The sequence below is a fragment of the Dorea sp. AM58-8 genome (assembly GCF_003464045.1).
GTDB lineage: Bacteria > Bacillota > Clostridia > Lachnospirales > Lachnospiraceae > Claveliimonas > Claveliimonas ammoniilytica.
In genome coordinates, this window is the sequence record NZ_QSDM01000003.1 from 184,022 (window position 1) to 200,535 (window position 16,514).

At 42.1% G+C, this 16,514-nt stretch carries 13 protein-coding genes; all 13 read right to left on the reverse strand.

The genetic code is table 11. The features are described from left to right. Positions 1–172: 172 nt before the first annotated feature. The 13 genes from DXA18_RS04185 to DXA18_RS04245 all read right to left on the reverse strand — a co-directional run bounded on the left by DXA18_RS04185 (position 173) and on the right by DXA18_RS04245 (position 16,511). Positions 173–988 carry an ADP-ribosylglycohydrolase family protein gene (locus DXA18_RS04185; RefSeq protein ID WP_118382805.1) on the reverse strand — a complete coding sequence of 272 codons (816 nt, stop codon included), beginning with the start codon at positions 986–988 and terminating at the stop codon, positions 173–175. Then, positions 985–1,629, reverse strand: coding sequence for a vWA domain-containing protein (locus DXA18_RS04190; protein WP_118382806.1), 645 nt, complete (start codon positions 1,627–1,629; stop codon positions 985–987). The genes DXA18_RS04185 and DXA18_RS04190 overlap by 4 nt, the downstream gene beginning before the upstream one ends. A gap of 152 nt (positions 1,630–1,781) precedes the next feature. Next, the gene (locus DXA18_RS04195; protein ID WP_118382807.1) at positions 1,782–2,714 is read right to left on the reverse strand and encodes an AEC family transporter; all 933 of its coding nucleotides are present in this window, start codon (positions 2,712–2,714) and stop codon (positions 1,782–1,784) included. 224 nt (positions 2,715–2,938) lie between these two features. Continuing rightward, entirely contained in the window at positions 2,939–4,435 is a 1,497-nt protein-coding gene (gene galT / locus DXA18_RS04200; RefSeq protein WP_118382808.1) for a UDP-glucose--hexose-1-phosphate uridylyltransferase, read from the reverse strand. Between the two features lie 30 nt (positions 4,436–4,465). Then, positions 4,466–5,746: a galactokinase gene (locus DXA18_RS04205; protein WP_118382809.1), complete on the reverse strand. Its 1,281-nt coding sequence runs from the start codon at positions 5,744–5,746 to the stop codon at positions 4,466–4,468. Between the two features lie 22 nt (positions 5,747–5,768). Beyond that, positions 5,769–6,356, reverse strand: coding sequence for a DUF6553 family protein (locus DXA18_RS04210; RefSeq protein WP_243007022.1), 588 nt, complete (start codon positions 6,354–6,356; stop codon positions 5,769–5,771). Continuing rightward, the gene (locus DXA18_RS04215; protein WP_330424398.1) at positions 6,353–7,429 is read right to left on the reverse strand and encodes a galactose ABC transporter substrate-binding protein; all 1,077 of its coding nucleotides are present in this window, start codon (positions 7,427–7,429) and stop codon (positions 6,353–6,355) included. The genes DXA18_RS04210 and DXA18_RS04215 overlap by 4 nt, the downstream gene beginning before the upstream one ends. After that, entirely contained in the window at positions 7,392–8,348 is a 957-nt protein-coding gene (locus tag DXA18_RS04220) for a substrate-binding domain-containing protein (protein WP_118382810.1), read from the reverse strand. Before DXA18_RS04220 ends, DXA18_RS04215 begins: the two co-directional genes overlap by 38 nt. Further along, a complete protein-coding gene (locus DXA18_RS04225) occupies positions 8,335–10,182 on the reverse strand; it encodes a cache domain-containing sensor histidine kinase (RefSeq protein WP_118382811.1) in 1,848 nt (615 codons plus the stop codon). Before DXA18_RS04225 ends, DXA18_RS04220 begins: the two co-directional genes overlap by 14 nt. A 23-nt stretch (positions 10,183–10,205) precedes the next feature. Next, positions 10,206–11,810, reverse strand: coding sequence for a response regulator (locus DXA18_RS04230; RefSeq protein WP_118382812.1), 1,605 nt, complete (start codon positions 11,808–11,810; stop codon positions 10,206–10,208). Between the two features lie 143 nt (positions 11,811–11,953). Continuing rightward, positions 11,954–13,606 carry an ABC transporter permease subunit gene (locus DXA18_RS04235; protein ID WP_118382813.1) on the reverse strand — a complete coding sequence of 551 codons (1,653 nt, stop codon included), beginning with the start codon at positions 13,604–13,606 and terminating at the stop codon, positions 11,954–11,956. An 18-nt stretch (positions 13,607–13,624) separates the two neighbouring features. After that, a complete protein-coding gene (locus DXA18_RS04240) occupies positions 13,625–15,133 on the reverse strand; it encodes a sugar ABC transporter ATP-binding protein (RefSeq protein WP_118382814.1) in 1,509 nt (502 codons plus the stop codon). Positions 15,134–15,218: 85 nt separating this feature from the next. Beyond that, positions 15,219–16,511, reverse strand: coding sequence for a substrate-binding domain-containing protein (locus DXA18_RS04245; RefSeq protein ID WP_118382815.1), 1,293 nt, complete (start codon positions 16,509–16,511; stop codon positions 15,219–15,221). Positions 16,512–16,514: the final 3 nt, after the last annotated feature.

Below are 16,514 nucleotides of genomic sequence, written 5' to 3' on the forward strand. Positions count from 1 at the left end.
TGTTGCCATAAGCTATCTATATGATTTAGTTATCTCTCTTTGGTCATGACTCTTTTACACTAGGAATTTGTCTTACTTTTTCGCATCTTTCGTTTCCGCTTAAGTCACTACACAAATAAGATCTGCCGTGCTGCTTGTCCCGGCAACATCACTTACAAGATGGAAGAAAGGCCTAATTCACAGCAGCATTTCGCTCGAGATACTCCATAAACGCTTTCAACACCTTAAGCAACGGCTCCGGCAAATGCTTATAGCACTCTTCCTTCAGCTCGACAGGAACACCATAGAAGCCTTCTGCGATGCCGCCAGCAATAGCCGTCAGTGTATCACAATCACCACCAAGGGATACCGCAGTGCGAATAACATCCTCAAAACTATCTCCCTCCAGGAAAGCCGTGATGGCCTCCGGCACAGTTTCCATGCAGGTTTCTGTATGAAAATATCCGGGTCTGATTTCGTCGCAAGTACGATTCAATTCATAACCAAATTCATATTCCATATATTCCTTAATTTCTGTTTTGCTATGTCCTGTCCTTGCCAGAAAAATAGCACTGGCAGTTGCTTCAGCACCCTTGATTCCTTCCGGATGATTGTGGGTAACTTCAGCTGAAAGCCTTGCTGCGTGTCTGACAGCATCGATATTGTTATATAACCACGCAACTGAAGAAACACGCATTGCAGAGCCATTACCAAAACTATTGTAAGCCTTGCACTCTGGATTACGAAGCCATTGTCGGAACATTCCTCCGTACCCGGCATTCGGATACATCTTTCCAAATTGACGCATACGATTAGCCAAATTTTGCAAAATCCAATCATCTGAAGCACTCGGCTGTGCATCAAGAAAAGTCAGACCGACAGCCAAAGTCATTACGGTATCATCCGTATAGGTGGATTCGCGAGAGAATAAAGGGAACTCTTTACTCTTGTTACCACGGTCAAATTCATAAGGACTACCAATGATATCACCTAAGATTGCTCCAATCATCTCTTTCCACCTCTCTTCTTGTAATCCGCATCAATCTTCTTTTTCCAATCAGCAGACAATGGTGCTGCGCTTGTTCTTACGCTGGTAATTGCCTCGCTGATGACTTCATAGTTGAGTACTGTTCCAACCTCATCACAGTGATAGTTTGCGGCCATAGATTCATCGATACCAAATCTTTTGGCTTCAGCTGCCGCATCAATGTTTGCACCGAGGAAAAGGAACTCCCAACCATAACGTTCCTTCTGACGTTCAATCATATTGCGCACCTTATCGTAGGTGTAATGACGGCTGGCATTTTCCATACCATCAGTTGTGATGATAAAGAGGGTCTTTTCCGGCACATCTTCTTTGCGGGCATACTTATGAACATTTCCAATATGGTGGATTGCACCTCCAACCGCATCGAGAAGTGCAGTGCAGCCACGCACGAAATATTCCTTGTCTGTAAGATTTGGTACATCAGCAATAACAACACGGTCATGAATAACCTCTGTTTCGTTGTCAAACAGCACGGTGGATACCACGGCATCACCTGGCTCCTTACGCTGCTTTTCCAACATAGAATTAAAACCTCCGATAGTATCCTTTTCCAATCCCGACATGGAACCGCTACGATCTAAGATAAATACAAGTTCTGTCATTTTGAAATCCTCCTTTTTTTATTGTGATTTCATTATAAGAAAAACAGGAGAATGAATGGTCGCATGGTATGCGACATTTTTCAGAAGCCTGTATAACAGAACAATACATCTGCAGTTATTCAAAAAAAGAAGCGCTCATACAAGCACTTCTCCTATATCACCATCTGAAACACAAGTACCATCAACGGCATTGTAATGATTGCAAATATTGTAGTAATTACATTAATCGCACTCGCATACTGCGAATCATTTCCGTATACCTGACACATCTGCGTGACAGTTGAAGCAGACGGTGTAATAACAGAAAGAAATACAATCAGAAGAATCTTTGTACTATCCTGTCCCCAGGTCGCCAGTCCACTTATTTTCAGTATCAGAAGCGCAATCAGCGGAATTATGATCAGTCTCATAAATGCAATCCCATAGACTCTTCCACGTGAAAATATCTCTTTCAAATTCATTCCTGCGATCAGCATACCTGTAACAATCATGCTGGCTGGTCCGATCATGGAACCTACAGAACTAAGCGTATGGTTGACCAGTTCCGGAAGACGTATTCTGGTAACGAAAAGCACTACTCCCAGAAATACTGAGATCATGTTGATATTTAACACAATCTTTTTCCAGTCTGTTTTTTCTTCTTTCCCAAGCACGCTTTTACAGTGTGTCCAGATAAACACAAGCTGAACACACATAGCCACACATCCATATAACACCCATTTTTCGCCCAGCACATAAGTTACAATCGGCACGATCAAATTTCCCGTATTCGAATAGTAAATGGATGTTGTCTCTACTTCATTCATATGGAATACTCTTCCAATTCCCCAGACAATCAAAAGCAGCAATACCTGTAACAACACGGATGCCACAAGTGCCAGAAACAGCCCTTTTACTTTATCATCTGTATACTCCACCTGAAATGCATTGATAATCACACATGGGATGATCAGATACAATACAATCTTAGAGATTACCTTACTGTCTTCATCTTTCAAGAGTCCTGTCTTCACAATGACATATCCCATGAAGATCATCAGAAAAAGTTCCAGGATCTGTTTCATCAATAATATGCTTATCTGCATGTTTGCCTCTTTTCTTGACTTTCTTTTACTCTTTTGTATTTAACCCGATTCATTATAGATGCCTTTCTGAACGAATACAATTGACGAAAAATACAAAAAAATACATCAGATGCCGATTAATGTGCAACATCTGATGTACAATCTACCCATCCATTATTTTTCTTACGGAAAGATTCCCTTGATTTCTTCTGCATATACTAATTTTCGCAGAGCCACAATCCAGGTTATACCTGATGAACAAATCGCAGAAAAGCTTCTTTTCCCTCTTCATCTCTGCTGTATACGCCAGCCTGTTCAAGTACTTTTGCAAATATCAGTCCAGTCTCTTCCTGAACAATCGTCCATGCATTATCTTCTGTAATATCATAGCGAGCAGCAATATCATTCGCCCATTCCGCATGTGCAGCTGTCAGCGGGTCTTTCGTCATATCTTCGCCCGATATAAGCTTATCCGCTACTGCTGCCAATTCTGCCTTAAGCCTGCCAGGAAGGATTGCCAGCCCCATCACCTCAATCAGACCAATATTCTCTTTTTTGATATGATGAAGCTCTGCATGTGGATGATACACTCCTAATGGATGCTCCGGTGTAGTCAGATTGTTCCTCAATACCAGGTCAAGTTCAAAGTCTTCACCACGACGTCTTGCGATTGGAGTAATCGTATTGTGTGGCTCACCGTCTGTCTCTGCCAGGATCATAGCCTTCTCATCTGTATATCCGCGCCAGCTGAGAAGGATTCTGTCTGCCAGTTCTACCAGGCGCTCCGGAGCTTTCGCTGTAAGTCTTATAACGGACATTGGCCATTTCACAATTCCTGCCCTGACATCCTTATACCCATCAAAAATTATATCTGTCTCAATCGGCGCCCTCTCCATGGCAAATGTATAATGTCCTCCCTGGAAGTGATCATGTGCCAGAATAGAGCCACCTACAATAGGGAGATCCGCATTTGATCCCACAAAATAATGTGGAAACTGTCTTACGAAATCTAAAAGTTTCGCGAAACAAGCGCGGTCAATCTTCATCGGCGTGTGTTTCTCATTAAAGCAAATGCAATGTTCGTTATAATATACATATGGAGAATACTGCAGATACCAGGCTGTCCCATTAATCTCTATCGGAACGATACGATGATTCTGACGTGCCGGAAAATTCAGCCTTCCCGGATATCCTACATTCTCAACACAAAGCATACATTTCGGATAATCTGATGCAGGCTGCATCCTCGCAGCTGCTATAGCTTTTGGATCCTTCTCCGGCTTAGACAAATTAATCGATATATCCAGATCACCATACTCTGTAGCTGTCTTCCACCGGATGTCTTTTGCCACACGGTCTTTTCGAATATAATTTGTGTCCTGACTGAACTGATAATACCAGTCTGTCGCTTTCTGTGAAGATTCTTTCCGAAGCATCGCAAATCGGTCTATCACCTGCGACGGACGTGGGGTTAGGCACCCCATCAGCTTCGTATCCAGCAGATCCCGATATACAACCGAATTCTCTGTCAGTACTCCTCGCTCATATGCATCATCTAACAATACATCCAGAAGCTCTGTCAGATTTATTGTCTCATTTTCCTGCAGTTCTTCTAGTGAATAGGTATCTATTTCCAATACATCCAACAGGCTGTTCACTGCCCATATTTTTTCTTCCGGTCGAATCAATTCCTTATCCAACGCATACTCTGCCAGACCGGTAATAGCCTCATTTCTATTCATGACACGCCTCCTCTGTTTTCACCACATATTTTAAAGTACAATTCCGCCGACCGGTCGTATATTCAACACGTGGCAACAACCTTTGCTCAACATCAATTCCATTCTTTCACAGAATTCAGATACACTTTCCGTCGGAACAAATGCCTGGATTGTACCGGCAAATCCGCCTCCATGTACACGACAGGCTCCCTTTCCATTCAATGCAATTTCTGCCGCTTCCAGTGCAATTGCCATATCCTGGGCTTCTACAGCTCCGGCAGGTGTAATATTCTGCAACAATTCCCAGGATGAACGTCCGGATTCTTTTACCAGCTGCAGGAATGCATCCCTGTCTCTTTGCTCCAGCGCATCTGCCTCTTCCACCGCTCTTCTGTCATCTGCATAAAAATGTAAGGCTCTGAGAACTGCCCTGTCTCCAACCGCTCTTCGAAGTTGCGGCATTGCTTTCAATACCTCTTCTTCCTGCACTTCACGAAGCACTTTTTTCCCAAAGAATGCAGCCACCTGTTCCATTTCCCGAGGAATAGATGCATACTCTCCGGTCAATGCCGCATGATCTGCGCCACAGTCAACAATACACAACGCAAGACCCAGTTCTTCCAGGTTCGCTGTAACTGAACGCACAATCGGTGCAGAAGGATCTGAAAAATCAATAGCCACTGCATCTCCCACAGAAGAAGCTGTCTGATCCATCAGCCCACTCGGTTTTCCAAAATACTGGTTTTCTGCCTTCTGTCCAATCTTTGCAAGAGTTACCGCATCCAGTTCATCCTGACAAAACAAATGATTGCCAGCCACTCCCAACAATATCTCACAAGCTGCTGAGGAAGACAGTCCCGAACCTGGCAGGACATTAGAAACAGCATACATATCAAATCCGCCTATTGTATATCCTGCTTTCGCGAGTTCTGCCATTACTCCCCGCACCAGAGATGCCGTTGTCTCTTTTTCCGCTTCCTGCTGCTTTAAATCTGACAGATCTACCGTCGTCATCGGCCAGCCCTCTGACTGGAAGTGCACAGTCTGAGTCCCATTCGGTGACACACATGCAAGGAAATCCAGATTCACTGCTGCCGCCAGAACATGTCCATGCTGATGATCTGTATGATTCCCACAGATTTCTGTACGTCCCGGAGCAGAACACAATGCTGCCAAAGTATCCTCTTTTACGCCAAATGTTTTTTCAAATCCATTCATGACTTCTGTCGCACGTGTCCTGTATGCGTTTATATCTTCACATCCGGTCTGCATCAATGACCGATCCATCTCCCCATTCTTCAACATTTTATATAGATCATTCCAAGTTCTCATAGCTTTCGTTCTCCTCTTTCTTTTATTTTTTCAGAAAATGCTCTCGGTTTGGATATTCCTCCCGGAACGCTGAAAGTGCTGCTCGTTGTAAAATGTAAAATTCCCTGTCCATATGAAACATGTGCGGAGTCTGAAATGCGATCGTGCTGATCTGCTCTGCAATTTTTTTAATCACTCCTTCATCCGACAACTGTCCCATACCAAAAACCAGTGAAGTAAACCCTCTTCCTTGACTGCTTACTTCCATGAATTTTAAAAACACATGTTTCAGTTCTTCCTGTAAGATTTCCCGGTATCTGTCCTCCTGTACTTCCGGACTATTCAGATACATATCTGCTGCGATCCTGGCAGCCTGTCGTTTCTTTTTCCCGCCAATATCAAGCGTACCGCCCTCAGCCAGATATTTTAACTCCATAAGACATCCAACATACGCATCTTTCTTCGGTTTTTTTCTGCCATATCTGGCAATCCACAGCTTTTTTCGAAATGCATCCTCTTCTGTTGGATTACTCTCAATATTCTCTTTCAGTAATACCAGACGTTTATCTGCATCCATCTCCCGATAAAATTCATCTGTCCACGTTTTATCCATTCGCTTTACTCCGATCATCTGTCTAAAAACTCCTCCACATTGCTGCTGTCCACCTGCTGATACTGCGATACATAATATCTGCCTTCCTTCAGTTCCTTTCTCACCTGCTGTTCACCCTTGAACACTTCATATGCAAGCTTCGCAATCTGCAATGCCTGATCCTCTTTGTCGTTATACACGGTTCCCTGCATTTCCCCGTCTTTAATTGCTTCCAGTGCATCATCCAACCCATCGATACCGAAAATAACCGGTCTCTGAGAAGGTTCATATCCTGCCTTTCGGTAAGCTTCTACGGCTCCCAATGCCATTTCATCATTATTAGAAAGGATCAATTCAATCCCTTCTCCATATTGACTGATCAGACGGTTCATTCTGTTTTCTGCCTGCCCTCTGTTCCAGTCAGCAAACTGATAACTGAGCTTTTCAAGAGATATGCCCGCATCCAGCACTGTTCTGACAGAATAGTCCGTTCTGCTGATCGCATCCTGATGCCCTGCCTCTCCTTCCAGAAGCACATATTGTATCTTTCCATCCTGATTCTTATCTACTTCCGGATGATTCTTAATATACTCTGCTGCTGTCTCCCCCTGCATGACACCTGACTGTTCAGCCTTGCATCCCACATAATACAGATATTCCCATTGCATCAGGTCTTCTTTAACCGGTTCCCGATTAAAGAAAACGATTGGGATATCATCATGCTTTGCCAGTCGAATAATCTTTGCCGGAGCCGTTCTGTCTACCAGATTCACACACAGCACATCGCATCCGGCATCAATCATTTCTTCTATCGTTTCGTCCTGATTTTTCTGATCATTGTCTCCATTCTTAACAGAAACTATAACTTTCACATCTTTGGTACTCATAGCTTTCAGATCTTCTTTTAGCTTATCCGTCAGTGCATTAATAAATGGATCATCCTGCGTATATGTCACCACACCAACCCGAAGCACTTCCCTGTCTGTCTGTATTCTCTGGTTCTGCTGACACCCTGTAACAGCAAATGACATTGTGCTCACAAGAACCAGTATACTTTGTGCCATCCTGCCTTTTTTACTCATAAGAATACAACAACCTTTCCATATCATCATCTGAAAACAGCTCTTCCCCATCAAGCTCTCTGACTCCTGTGTTACAGCTTTCCAACTGGTAGAATCTGTGATTCAATTTTTCAGCAATTTCCTCTACGCTCTTATAACCAATCTCATATCCATCAAGAAGTACAATATCTGTAATATATCCATAATCCAACAATGCGATAGATTTAACACTGCTGCCAATACCGTATATTTCTGCTCCGTAATAAGTGCCGTTTTCCGCCTGTTCCCCAAGTTCAACCAACGCATCGGGATCCAGTACAACCATCGCATCTACCTTCTCCTTCACACTCACCATTTCAGATGCCTTCTTTTCCTTTTGATTGTAATAGTACCAGGCAATCTCACAATCTGTGCCTTCCAGTGCATCATTCAGTCCTCTGACACCGTTGTCACTGATATCACTTTTTCTCCATCCAGCCACTACGCCAATTCGCCGTTGTCCATCTTCCTGCAAGTGCGCCGCCAATGTCTGACCAATTTCATAATAATCCGGCTTAATCACCGGCAGACCAGATGCTTTCTGTTCTTCATCATAGATATCTTCTGTGATCAGCAATATCGGTATGTCTGCACACTCATTCTCCAGCATTTCCTTTGTCTCACTTCCGGGCGACGGACATATAATAAATGCATCTACCTGATTATCCAACTGTTCTCTGATTGCTTCCCGCTCAACATCAGCATCCTCAATCTCATCTGTATTACAAATAATAAGATGAATCTTATTCAGACTTGCTGACTGTTTCATTCCTTCAATCAATGCATCCCAACGTTGATCTCCTGACTCCGGGAGAATGATTGCCACCCTTGGTTCTTCGACATTCTGATTAAATATCTTATATACAAAAAACAGCGTTAAAACAAAAAGAATCACCTCTGCTGCCATAAATCTGAATTTACTCTTCTTCATCCGGCATCCTCCTCTGTCCATATGTTTGCTTTTCTAATTGTTCCGCATTTTCTTTTGTATAAGGAATAGCCGGAATATGAATCACAACTTTCGTCCCTTCATCCAACTCACTGTATACTTCCAGTCCATATTCCGGACCAAACATAAGACTGATTCTGGAATGAACATTGATCACCCCTACCCCGGAACCATGTTTTGGAACTTTACTGTTATCTGTCAGAATATTACTCCTTATGTCTTCCGGCATACCCATTCCATTATCCTCTATGCTGATGTAAATATCTTCACCTTTCTTCTCTCCACGTATAAGGATCTGACCATCATCATCCTCATCCATATTACCTACTCCATAATATATTGCATTTTCCAGAAGCGGTTGAATCACCAGTTTTACAATACAGTAATTTTTAATCTCTTCATCTATCAGAAACTCTACCTTAAATCGTTCTTTATAGCGTACACGCTGAATATTCATATAACTTCTGCTGTGCTGCAATTCGTCTCCAATAGAGATAATCGTCTTTCCCCTGGACAAACTTACACGAAGAAGTTTTGCAAGCTCTGAGATCATCACAACCGCTTCTTTATTTCTCTGCGCCTCGATCATCCAGGTGATTGATTCCAATGTGTTATAGAGAAAATGTGGGTTAATCTGACTCTGAAGTGCATCCAGCTCACTTTTTCGTCTTTCTGTTTGCTGTTGAATAATCTCTTTCATCAGCGCTTCAATTTGTTCATATGATTTCTGTACCGAATATCCCAGATGACGAATTTCTGCCGATCCACCGATATAAATATCTGGCATTGCTCCGGCTTCATATGCCTTAACAGATTCATCTAACTCTCTGATCGGTCTGGATATCTTTCTGGAAATAAAACGGTTAACCTGAAGCAACATCATCACCAGAATGAGAATTGTTGTAATAATGTAATATCGGAATTTATTAATACTGGTTTCCTGCACACTCTCCGGCACCACACCGATCAGCTTCCAGCCCGTATACGCAACACTTCCCACTACTATATTCTCTTTCTGTCCGTCCGTCTTCATCTCATAGATTCCATCCTCATAAGATGCCGCTTTATTATTCTTTTCCTTAAAAAGTCCCCTGTTAATCTCCGTCCACCGGGGATGATAAATAATCTCTCCATCTCTGCTGCACAGATAATAATAGATTCCACTCGATGTCTCATTGATCCGCTCCAGCATATCTTCAAGTACCGAATATTTCATATCCACAAGCAACACACCGCTGCCTGATGTACTGCCATCATTAATATCCACCGAACGACTCAAGGACACCACCCGATGATAGCGAAATGTTCCGTCATCATACAGATTCTGCACATGCGGTGTGGAAAAGTGAATATTTTCTATCTCGGATCTGGCGTTCTGGTACCATTTCTGGTCGGCAACTTTAACATTGTCCTTAACTGTCGCCACTGGTTCTGACTCAATCAGCATCCCATCATATCCATACAGGGCAAGGCTCTGAATCTTATCTACATTCGTTTCATACAGCATACTAAACTGCCTGGTAAATTCCTGACTGGAAATATCATATTCCTGCACAATATTATAATTTGCTGCATCCGAAATCTGTCGAAGATCCAGAAGTGATGAATTCAATCTGTCTATTGTACTTTCTACCGTCATTTCTGTATTCGCCACTGCGCTCTTATCCGATGCCAGTTTAAAACGATGATACAGCAGAAAACCCATAACCGTAACTGTTACAAGAGACAATGTCATCAGTACAGACAGAATAATCGACTGTATATTAAATTTGGCAAAGGTTTTCCTTATTCCGGAATCGTTCTTTATATCTTTCATTCTGTTCTGCCCTCATAGCCAGCTTATTTTTGCAGATACTTTGTTCTGTACTTGGACGGAGATACTCCGAATCTCTTTTTAAACACATAACTGAAATAATTAGCATCCGGATATCCGACTTTCTCCGCAATCGTATAACTCTTATCATTCGTATTTACCATCAGATCTGCCGCAATGTCCATTCTGTAATCTGTCAGATATGTAATAAATGGCTTGCCTGTCTCCTTTTTAAACACCGAGGAAAAATAGGAATTAGATACCCCAAGTACCGAACACACTTCATCCAGTGATATTTCTGCTTCCATATAGCGATTCTTAACCAGATTCTGTGCCTCTGTTACAAGCCTTCTGGATGTACTGTTCCTTGCCTTCTTTAACATATCACTAATCGTCATGGACACTTCTATCAGCCATGCCGCAAGTGTACTTTCATCCATCTCCGGTACTTTTTCATAGTTGCTCTGCATATCTTTGGATATTCTGTTAAAATCTATTGAATTATTTACACAAAATCTATAAAAGCCACTCACGATCTCCATTGTTGCCAAACGATACTGTTCGATCGTATCTGCGTTTTTATGCAATATCTCAATTTCTTTTTTAACCGCCTTTTCAATCTTTTCCTGATTACCTACATGCACTGCCCGAAATAATTCCTGCATCCGGGTCTCTTCTGCCTGTATGGTCAAATTCTGTTCCTTCGGCACAATCTCTCCGATACTGATCGCACGTTTCGTTCCATACAGAACTCTGTAAGACACCGCTTCCCGTGCACCTTCATAAGAAAGATGGATATGAAACAGACTATCACTTGTTCTTCCTATTCCTGCAGTTACAACTGCTCCCATAATCCGATATGCCCATCTGCAGAACCGGTCACACGCATCTGTTAATTCCGCAATTTTCTCTTCCATCTCCAGTTCCACGATCAGGAGTGTATTCCCCAGATATATAAATTCCTGACATTTCCATTCTGTCGCCAGGCGCTCCTTGATTTCCCGTTCAACTGACATTGACAAAAGCACAGGATCTACACCATCCGGCACATGAGTGCTGGATGTATGGAAGATCACACAGCAATACAGCGGACCCTGCATTTCCACTCGGTATGCAGAAAGAAATCTCTGATATTCCTGTTCGCTGATCCGACCTTCTATTAATGACACGAATAAATTTGAACGCAATGCAGGCAATACTTCCTTAAAATAATCTTCCAGCTTACGCACATTTAATTTTTCTTCACGCTCACGATCCAGGGTATCTTTCAACTTTGTCAGACCTGTGGATAATTCCGATGCATTGATCGGTTTCAGCATATATTCCTTAATCTCAAGGTGTACTGCTTCCTGCGCATATTCAAATTCATCAAACCCTGTACACAGCAGAATATAGATATTCGGATAGTCCTTATTCAATCTTCTTGCTAACTCCAGCCCATCCATATATGGCATCTTAATATCCGTCAACACCACATCCGGCTGAAGTTTTTCCACAAGTTCCAGTGCCTTCACTCCGTTTGTCGCACTGCCTACCACTTCAAATCCCAGTTCATCCCAATGGATTAATGCCTGCATCGCATCAATCACTTCCACTTCATCATCTACCAGGATCACTTTGTATTGTTCCATTCTAATACCCCTCTGTCACCCTCTGGACTTCTGTTATCATTATATCAGAAAATAATATGATACTAAACAATCATATCGTAAAAGCCGCCTTTTTCATCTCTATCCGACGAACAAAGGCGGCTTGCTTATTACTGTTTTTCTAATTATTTCTTCTGTACATATTTCAGACAGTCAAGCGTAACCGCTGCAAGAATAATAATTCCTTCAAAAATGAACTGAAGGTTGGTATCAATTCCAAGAATTGTCAAAGAGTATGTAAGTGATGTAAAGATCAGCACACCAGTTACTACACCTGAGATCTTACCGATACCACCGGTAAATGACACACCACCAACCACACAGGCTGCAATGGCATCCATATCCCATCCCTGTCCATAAGCTGCACTTCCTGAACCGATCATTCGGTTGCATTCCAGCCATGATCCACATCCATACAAAATACCAGCCAGAATGAATGCTCCCATTGTCACCTTGAATACAGAAATACCAGATACTGCTGCTGCCTCCGGATTTCCTCCTACTGCATACAGGTTCTTACCAAATGTTGTCTTATTCCAGATAAACCATACGACAAATACTGCTGCTGCAGCCCAAAGAATAATTGTCGGGAACTTACCGATCTGTGGAATAAAAATATTTGGAATAGCAGCATCAATTGCACCAAACGAAACACCCTTGGTAGCATAAGTTACGAGTCCAAAGATGATCAGCATATTTGCCATCGTCGAAATGAACGGATGCATCTTAAACCTTGCCATAAAAAATCCGGCGATCATCGCAAACATAGTTGTAAGGAAAATACATGTAGCTAATGCCAGTAATGCTTTCTGCACAGGTGCCATAGCAGAAAAGTCAAAAATGTGACCAAACACACTACCTGTATTAATACCGTTATGCATAATGATCGTTGCTGTAACCATACCCATACCAACCATACGTCCTACAGAAAGGTCCGTACCTGTCAGAAGAATCAGTCCTGCAACACCAAGAGCCAGGAACATACGCGGCGATGCCTGCTGTAAAATGTTCAGAATATTGGTTACTGTAAGCAGCTGAGCATTTTTCACCATCGGTGTAATAATACACAATGCAATAAAAATCATAATGATAACAATATACAGACCGTTTTTGTACAGGAATTGAGCTACATTAAACGAATATTTATAGTTTTCCCAACTCTGGATACGTTTCTGTGCAAACGTGAATTTAGACATTCTCAGAAGATCGATCAGATGGAACTTATGCATAAATGCATCATGTCTTCTGTCTTTGATCTCCTGGATTCTGGATTCATGTGCCATCTGAGCATCAAACAGTTTATTCTTATAATTATATTTTTCTGCTTTGATGTCTTCTGCATCTCTCAAACTATTCAGTCTCTGCTTATGTTCAGCCTGAAGCTCCTGTTTCAGCTTATCATAATTACTGTTTTCTGCTTTCTTTTCTGCCTCACAGCTCTTTGCGACAATATCATAATATTCACTATTGTAATGCTTCGCAAGATAACTTTCTGCTTCTGCAATCAATCTGGTAACTTCCTGCTTATTAGCATTTTCTACTGATTTTGCTTTTTCCAGTTCTTGTTTATACTCAGCAATAAGTTTTGCCTGTTCTTCTTTTGATAAATTCTTGTTTTCTTTCGCAATTGCTATACAATTGCTGATATTATTAACCTGATCGGTTCCGTCAACGCGCAGTGCGTCAATCTGATCCTGTATTTTACCAACGTATTCATCAATCGGCTGCAAAAGCTTTGCTTCTTCTTCAACCGAAAGAATTACACTGTTCTCTGCCATATTCACTGCTCCTCTCTATTATAAGTACATTGCACTGAGTCTCAATAATTCTTCCTGATCTGTCTCTTTGGTGTTAACGATTCCGGCCAGACGACCATTAGACATTACTCCAATACGGTTCGTAATTCCCAGAATCTCCGGCATCTCAGAAGAAACTACAATAATTGTTTTTCCCTGTTTTGCCATATTAATGATCAGTTCATAAATCTCATATTTTGCTCCTACATCGATTCCTCTGGTAGGATCATCCATCATAAATATACTCGGCGAACGTTCCAACCACTTTCCAAAGATAACCTTCTGCTGGTTTCCCCCGGAAAGACTTGAAATCATATCATCCGGTCCCATGCATTTTGTGTGCATGATTCGGATCTTTTCTGCAGTCGCACGTACCATACGATCATGTGACAATGCAATTCCATTCTTATAATGATTCATATTTGAAATAGTCGTATTAAAGGTAAGGTCGCCTTTCAGGAACAGACCATTTGCCTTTCTTTCCTCCGTGATCAATGCAAATCCATGATCCATTGCCTCCCTTGGAGAATTGAAATTCATGATTTTACCATTGTATATTACATTACCTTCCGCTCTGGTACGCATTCCAAATATAGTTTCCAGAAGTTCGGTTCTTCCGGCACCAACCAGACCATAAAAACCAAAAATCTCACCTTTTCTAATATCAAACGAAATGTTCTGAAGCTTTGGTGCATATTTCGTCGAGAGATTCTGTACAGAAAAAACTGTCTCTCCCGGTTCATTATCCACAGGTGGAAAACGGTTATCAAGAGAACGCCCAACCATGGCTGCGATCAGCTCATTCATATCAGTGTCCTTGCTATCTTTCGTCATAACCAGATTACCATCTCGCAATACTGATATCTCATCACAAATTTCAAGTATCTCGTCCATTTTGTGAGAAATATAGATCAACGAAATTCCCTGTGCTTTCAATTGCCGCATCATCTTAAACAGCTTTTCCACTTCCGGTGCTGTCAGTGAAGATGTTGGCTCGTCCAGTACAATCACCTTTGAATTATAGGAAATCGCTTTTGCGATCTCACACATCTGACGCTGCGATACAGACATTTTCTTCATCGGCTGTGTCAGACTTACTGTAATTCCAAGCTTTCGGAACAACTTCGACGTTTCCTTTTTCATTCTTGCCTCGTCAACGATTCCGAATGAATTTTTCGGATATCGTCCAAGGAACATATTATCCACTACGCTTCTTTCCAGACACTGATTCAACTCCTGATGAACCATTGCCACCCCATTTTCAAGCGCATCCTTCGGACCCGAGAAATTAACTTCCCGCCCATCTAATATAATTGTCCCCTCATCTTTCTGATAGGTTCCAAATAGACATTTCATCATTGTCGATTTTCCGGCACCATTCTCACCCATAAGTCCCATGATAGATCCGGGTTTGACATTCAGGTCGATATGTTTCAGAACCTTATTCCTGCCGAATGATTTGCTCATGCCATTAATCGATAAGATGTACTTATTCTTATCCTCTGCCATAGCTCTGCTTCCTTTTCTTAGAGAAAGAAGGGCATCCAGCTCGACGCCCTTCTTTATTTCATTCATTTACTGTTTTACTTACTTCTTAGTTAGAAAGGATTGATGTATATGCTGCTGCGTTATCGGTCTTAACCATGTTAATTGCAAATGCATCATACTCTCCAGGATTACCAAGACGGTTTGTGATGTTAGACTCTGTCTGTCCATCTCCACCGATGTAATCTACAGTTAAGTTGAGAAGATCATCGTAGTTCTCAAGCAGTGGCTGATATGTAGAACTCAGGAAATTATCAGATGAGTTATAAATGTTCAGCCATACTTTCTTAGATGGGCTCTTCTCTGAATCCAGCTGCTTAGAAACCTTGTCATAAACCTTGGTAGAATCTGTAAAGTCTTTGTAGTTATCAGCTGTTACTGCAACATTCAATGCGTAGTAAGATCTGTCTTCTTCGCTGTATCTGTAATCTTCACCTTCTGTCAGGCAGTTACCAGCCTCATCAGCTGTACCGATACCTGTGTCAATATCTACTCCGTCAAGTGAGTTACGAAGAACTCTCAGTGTCAGATAAGCCTGAACATCTGCATGCTGTGAAATTGTTCCGCCGTATCCTTCGCCGATAGCTGCTACCGCATCACTGTTTGCATCATATCCAAATGTAGGAACTTTACTGTCTTTTGCCCATGCATTGAACATTGACATTCCCATACCATCATTGTTAGAAACAACAACATCAATCTCATCGCCAAATGATGCTGTCCATGTTCCGATTGCATTACCGGCTGTAGCTGCATCCCATGTTGCTCCTGCTGCGTTCTTCATTTCCTGAGAAGCCAACTCACGAATCGTAAATGTCTTTCCATCGATTTCAAGAGTTGCATCCTGAACAACTTTAGATGATCCGTCTACATTTGTTCCTGCCGGAGTAGAATCAACATCGCCATCAGCTTCTACGCCTGTACCAAGAGCTGAACGAACACCACGTGTACGTGCAATTGAATCATTATGTCCGATATCTCCGATCGCAAGTACGTAACCGATCACTCCATCACCATTTCTGTCGATCTTGTCCGCATTAGCTTTGATATAATCTACAACCATCTGGCCCTGAAGTTCAGCACCCTGGTTAGCATCAAATCCTACATAATAAGTATCTTTGTTAAAGTTCAGTGCCTCCTGATCCAGTTCTCCGGTTGAGCTGTTGGATGGCTGACGGTTAAACCAGCACAGTGGTTTGTCTTTGTTGGCTGTGCTGCTCTCTGAAGAACTTGATGAATCAGATGAACCTGAAGATCCTGAAGATCCTGAAGATCCTCCACATCCTGCCAGAGATAATGCAAGCGTTGCTGCCAGCATTGTTGCAATTACTTTTCTTTTCATTTT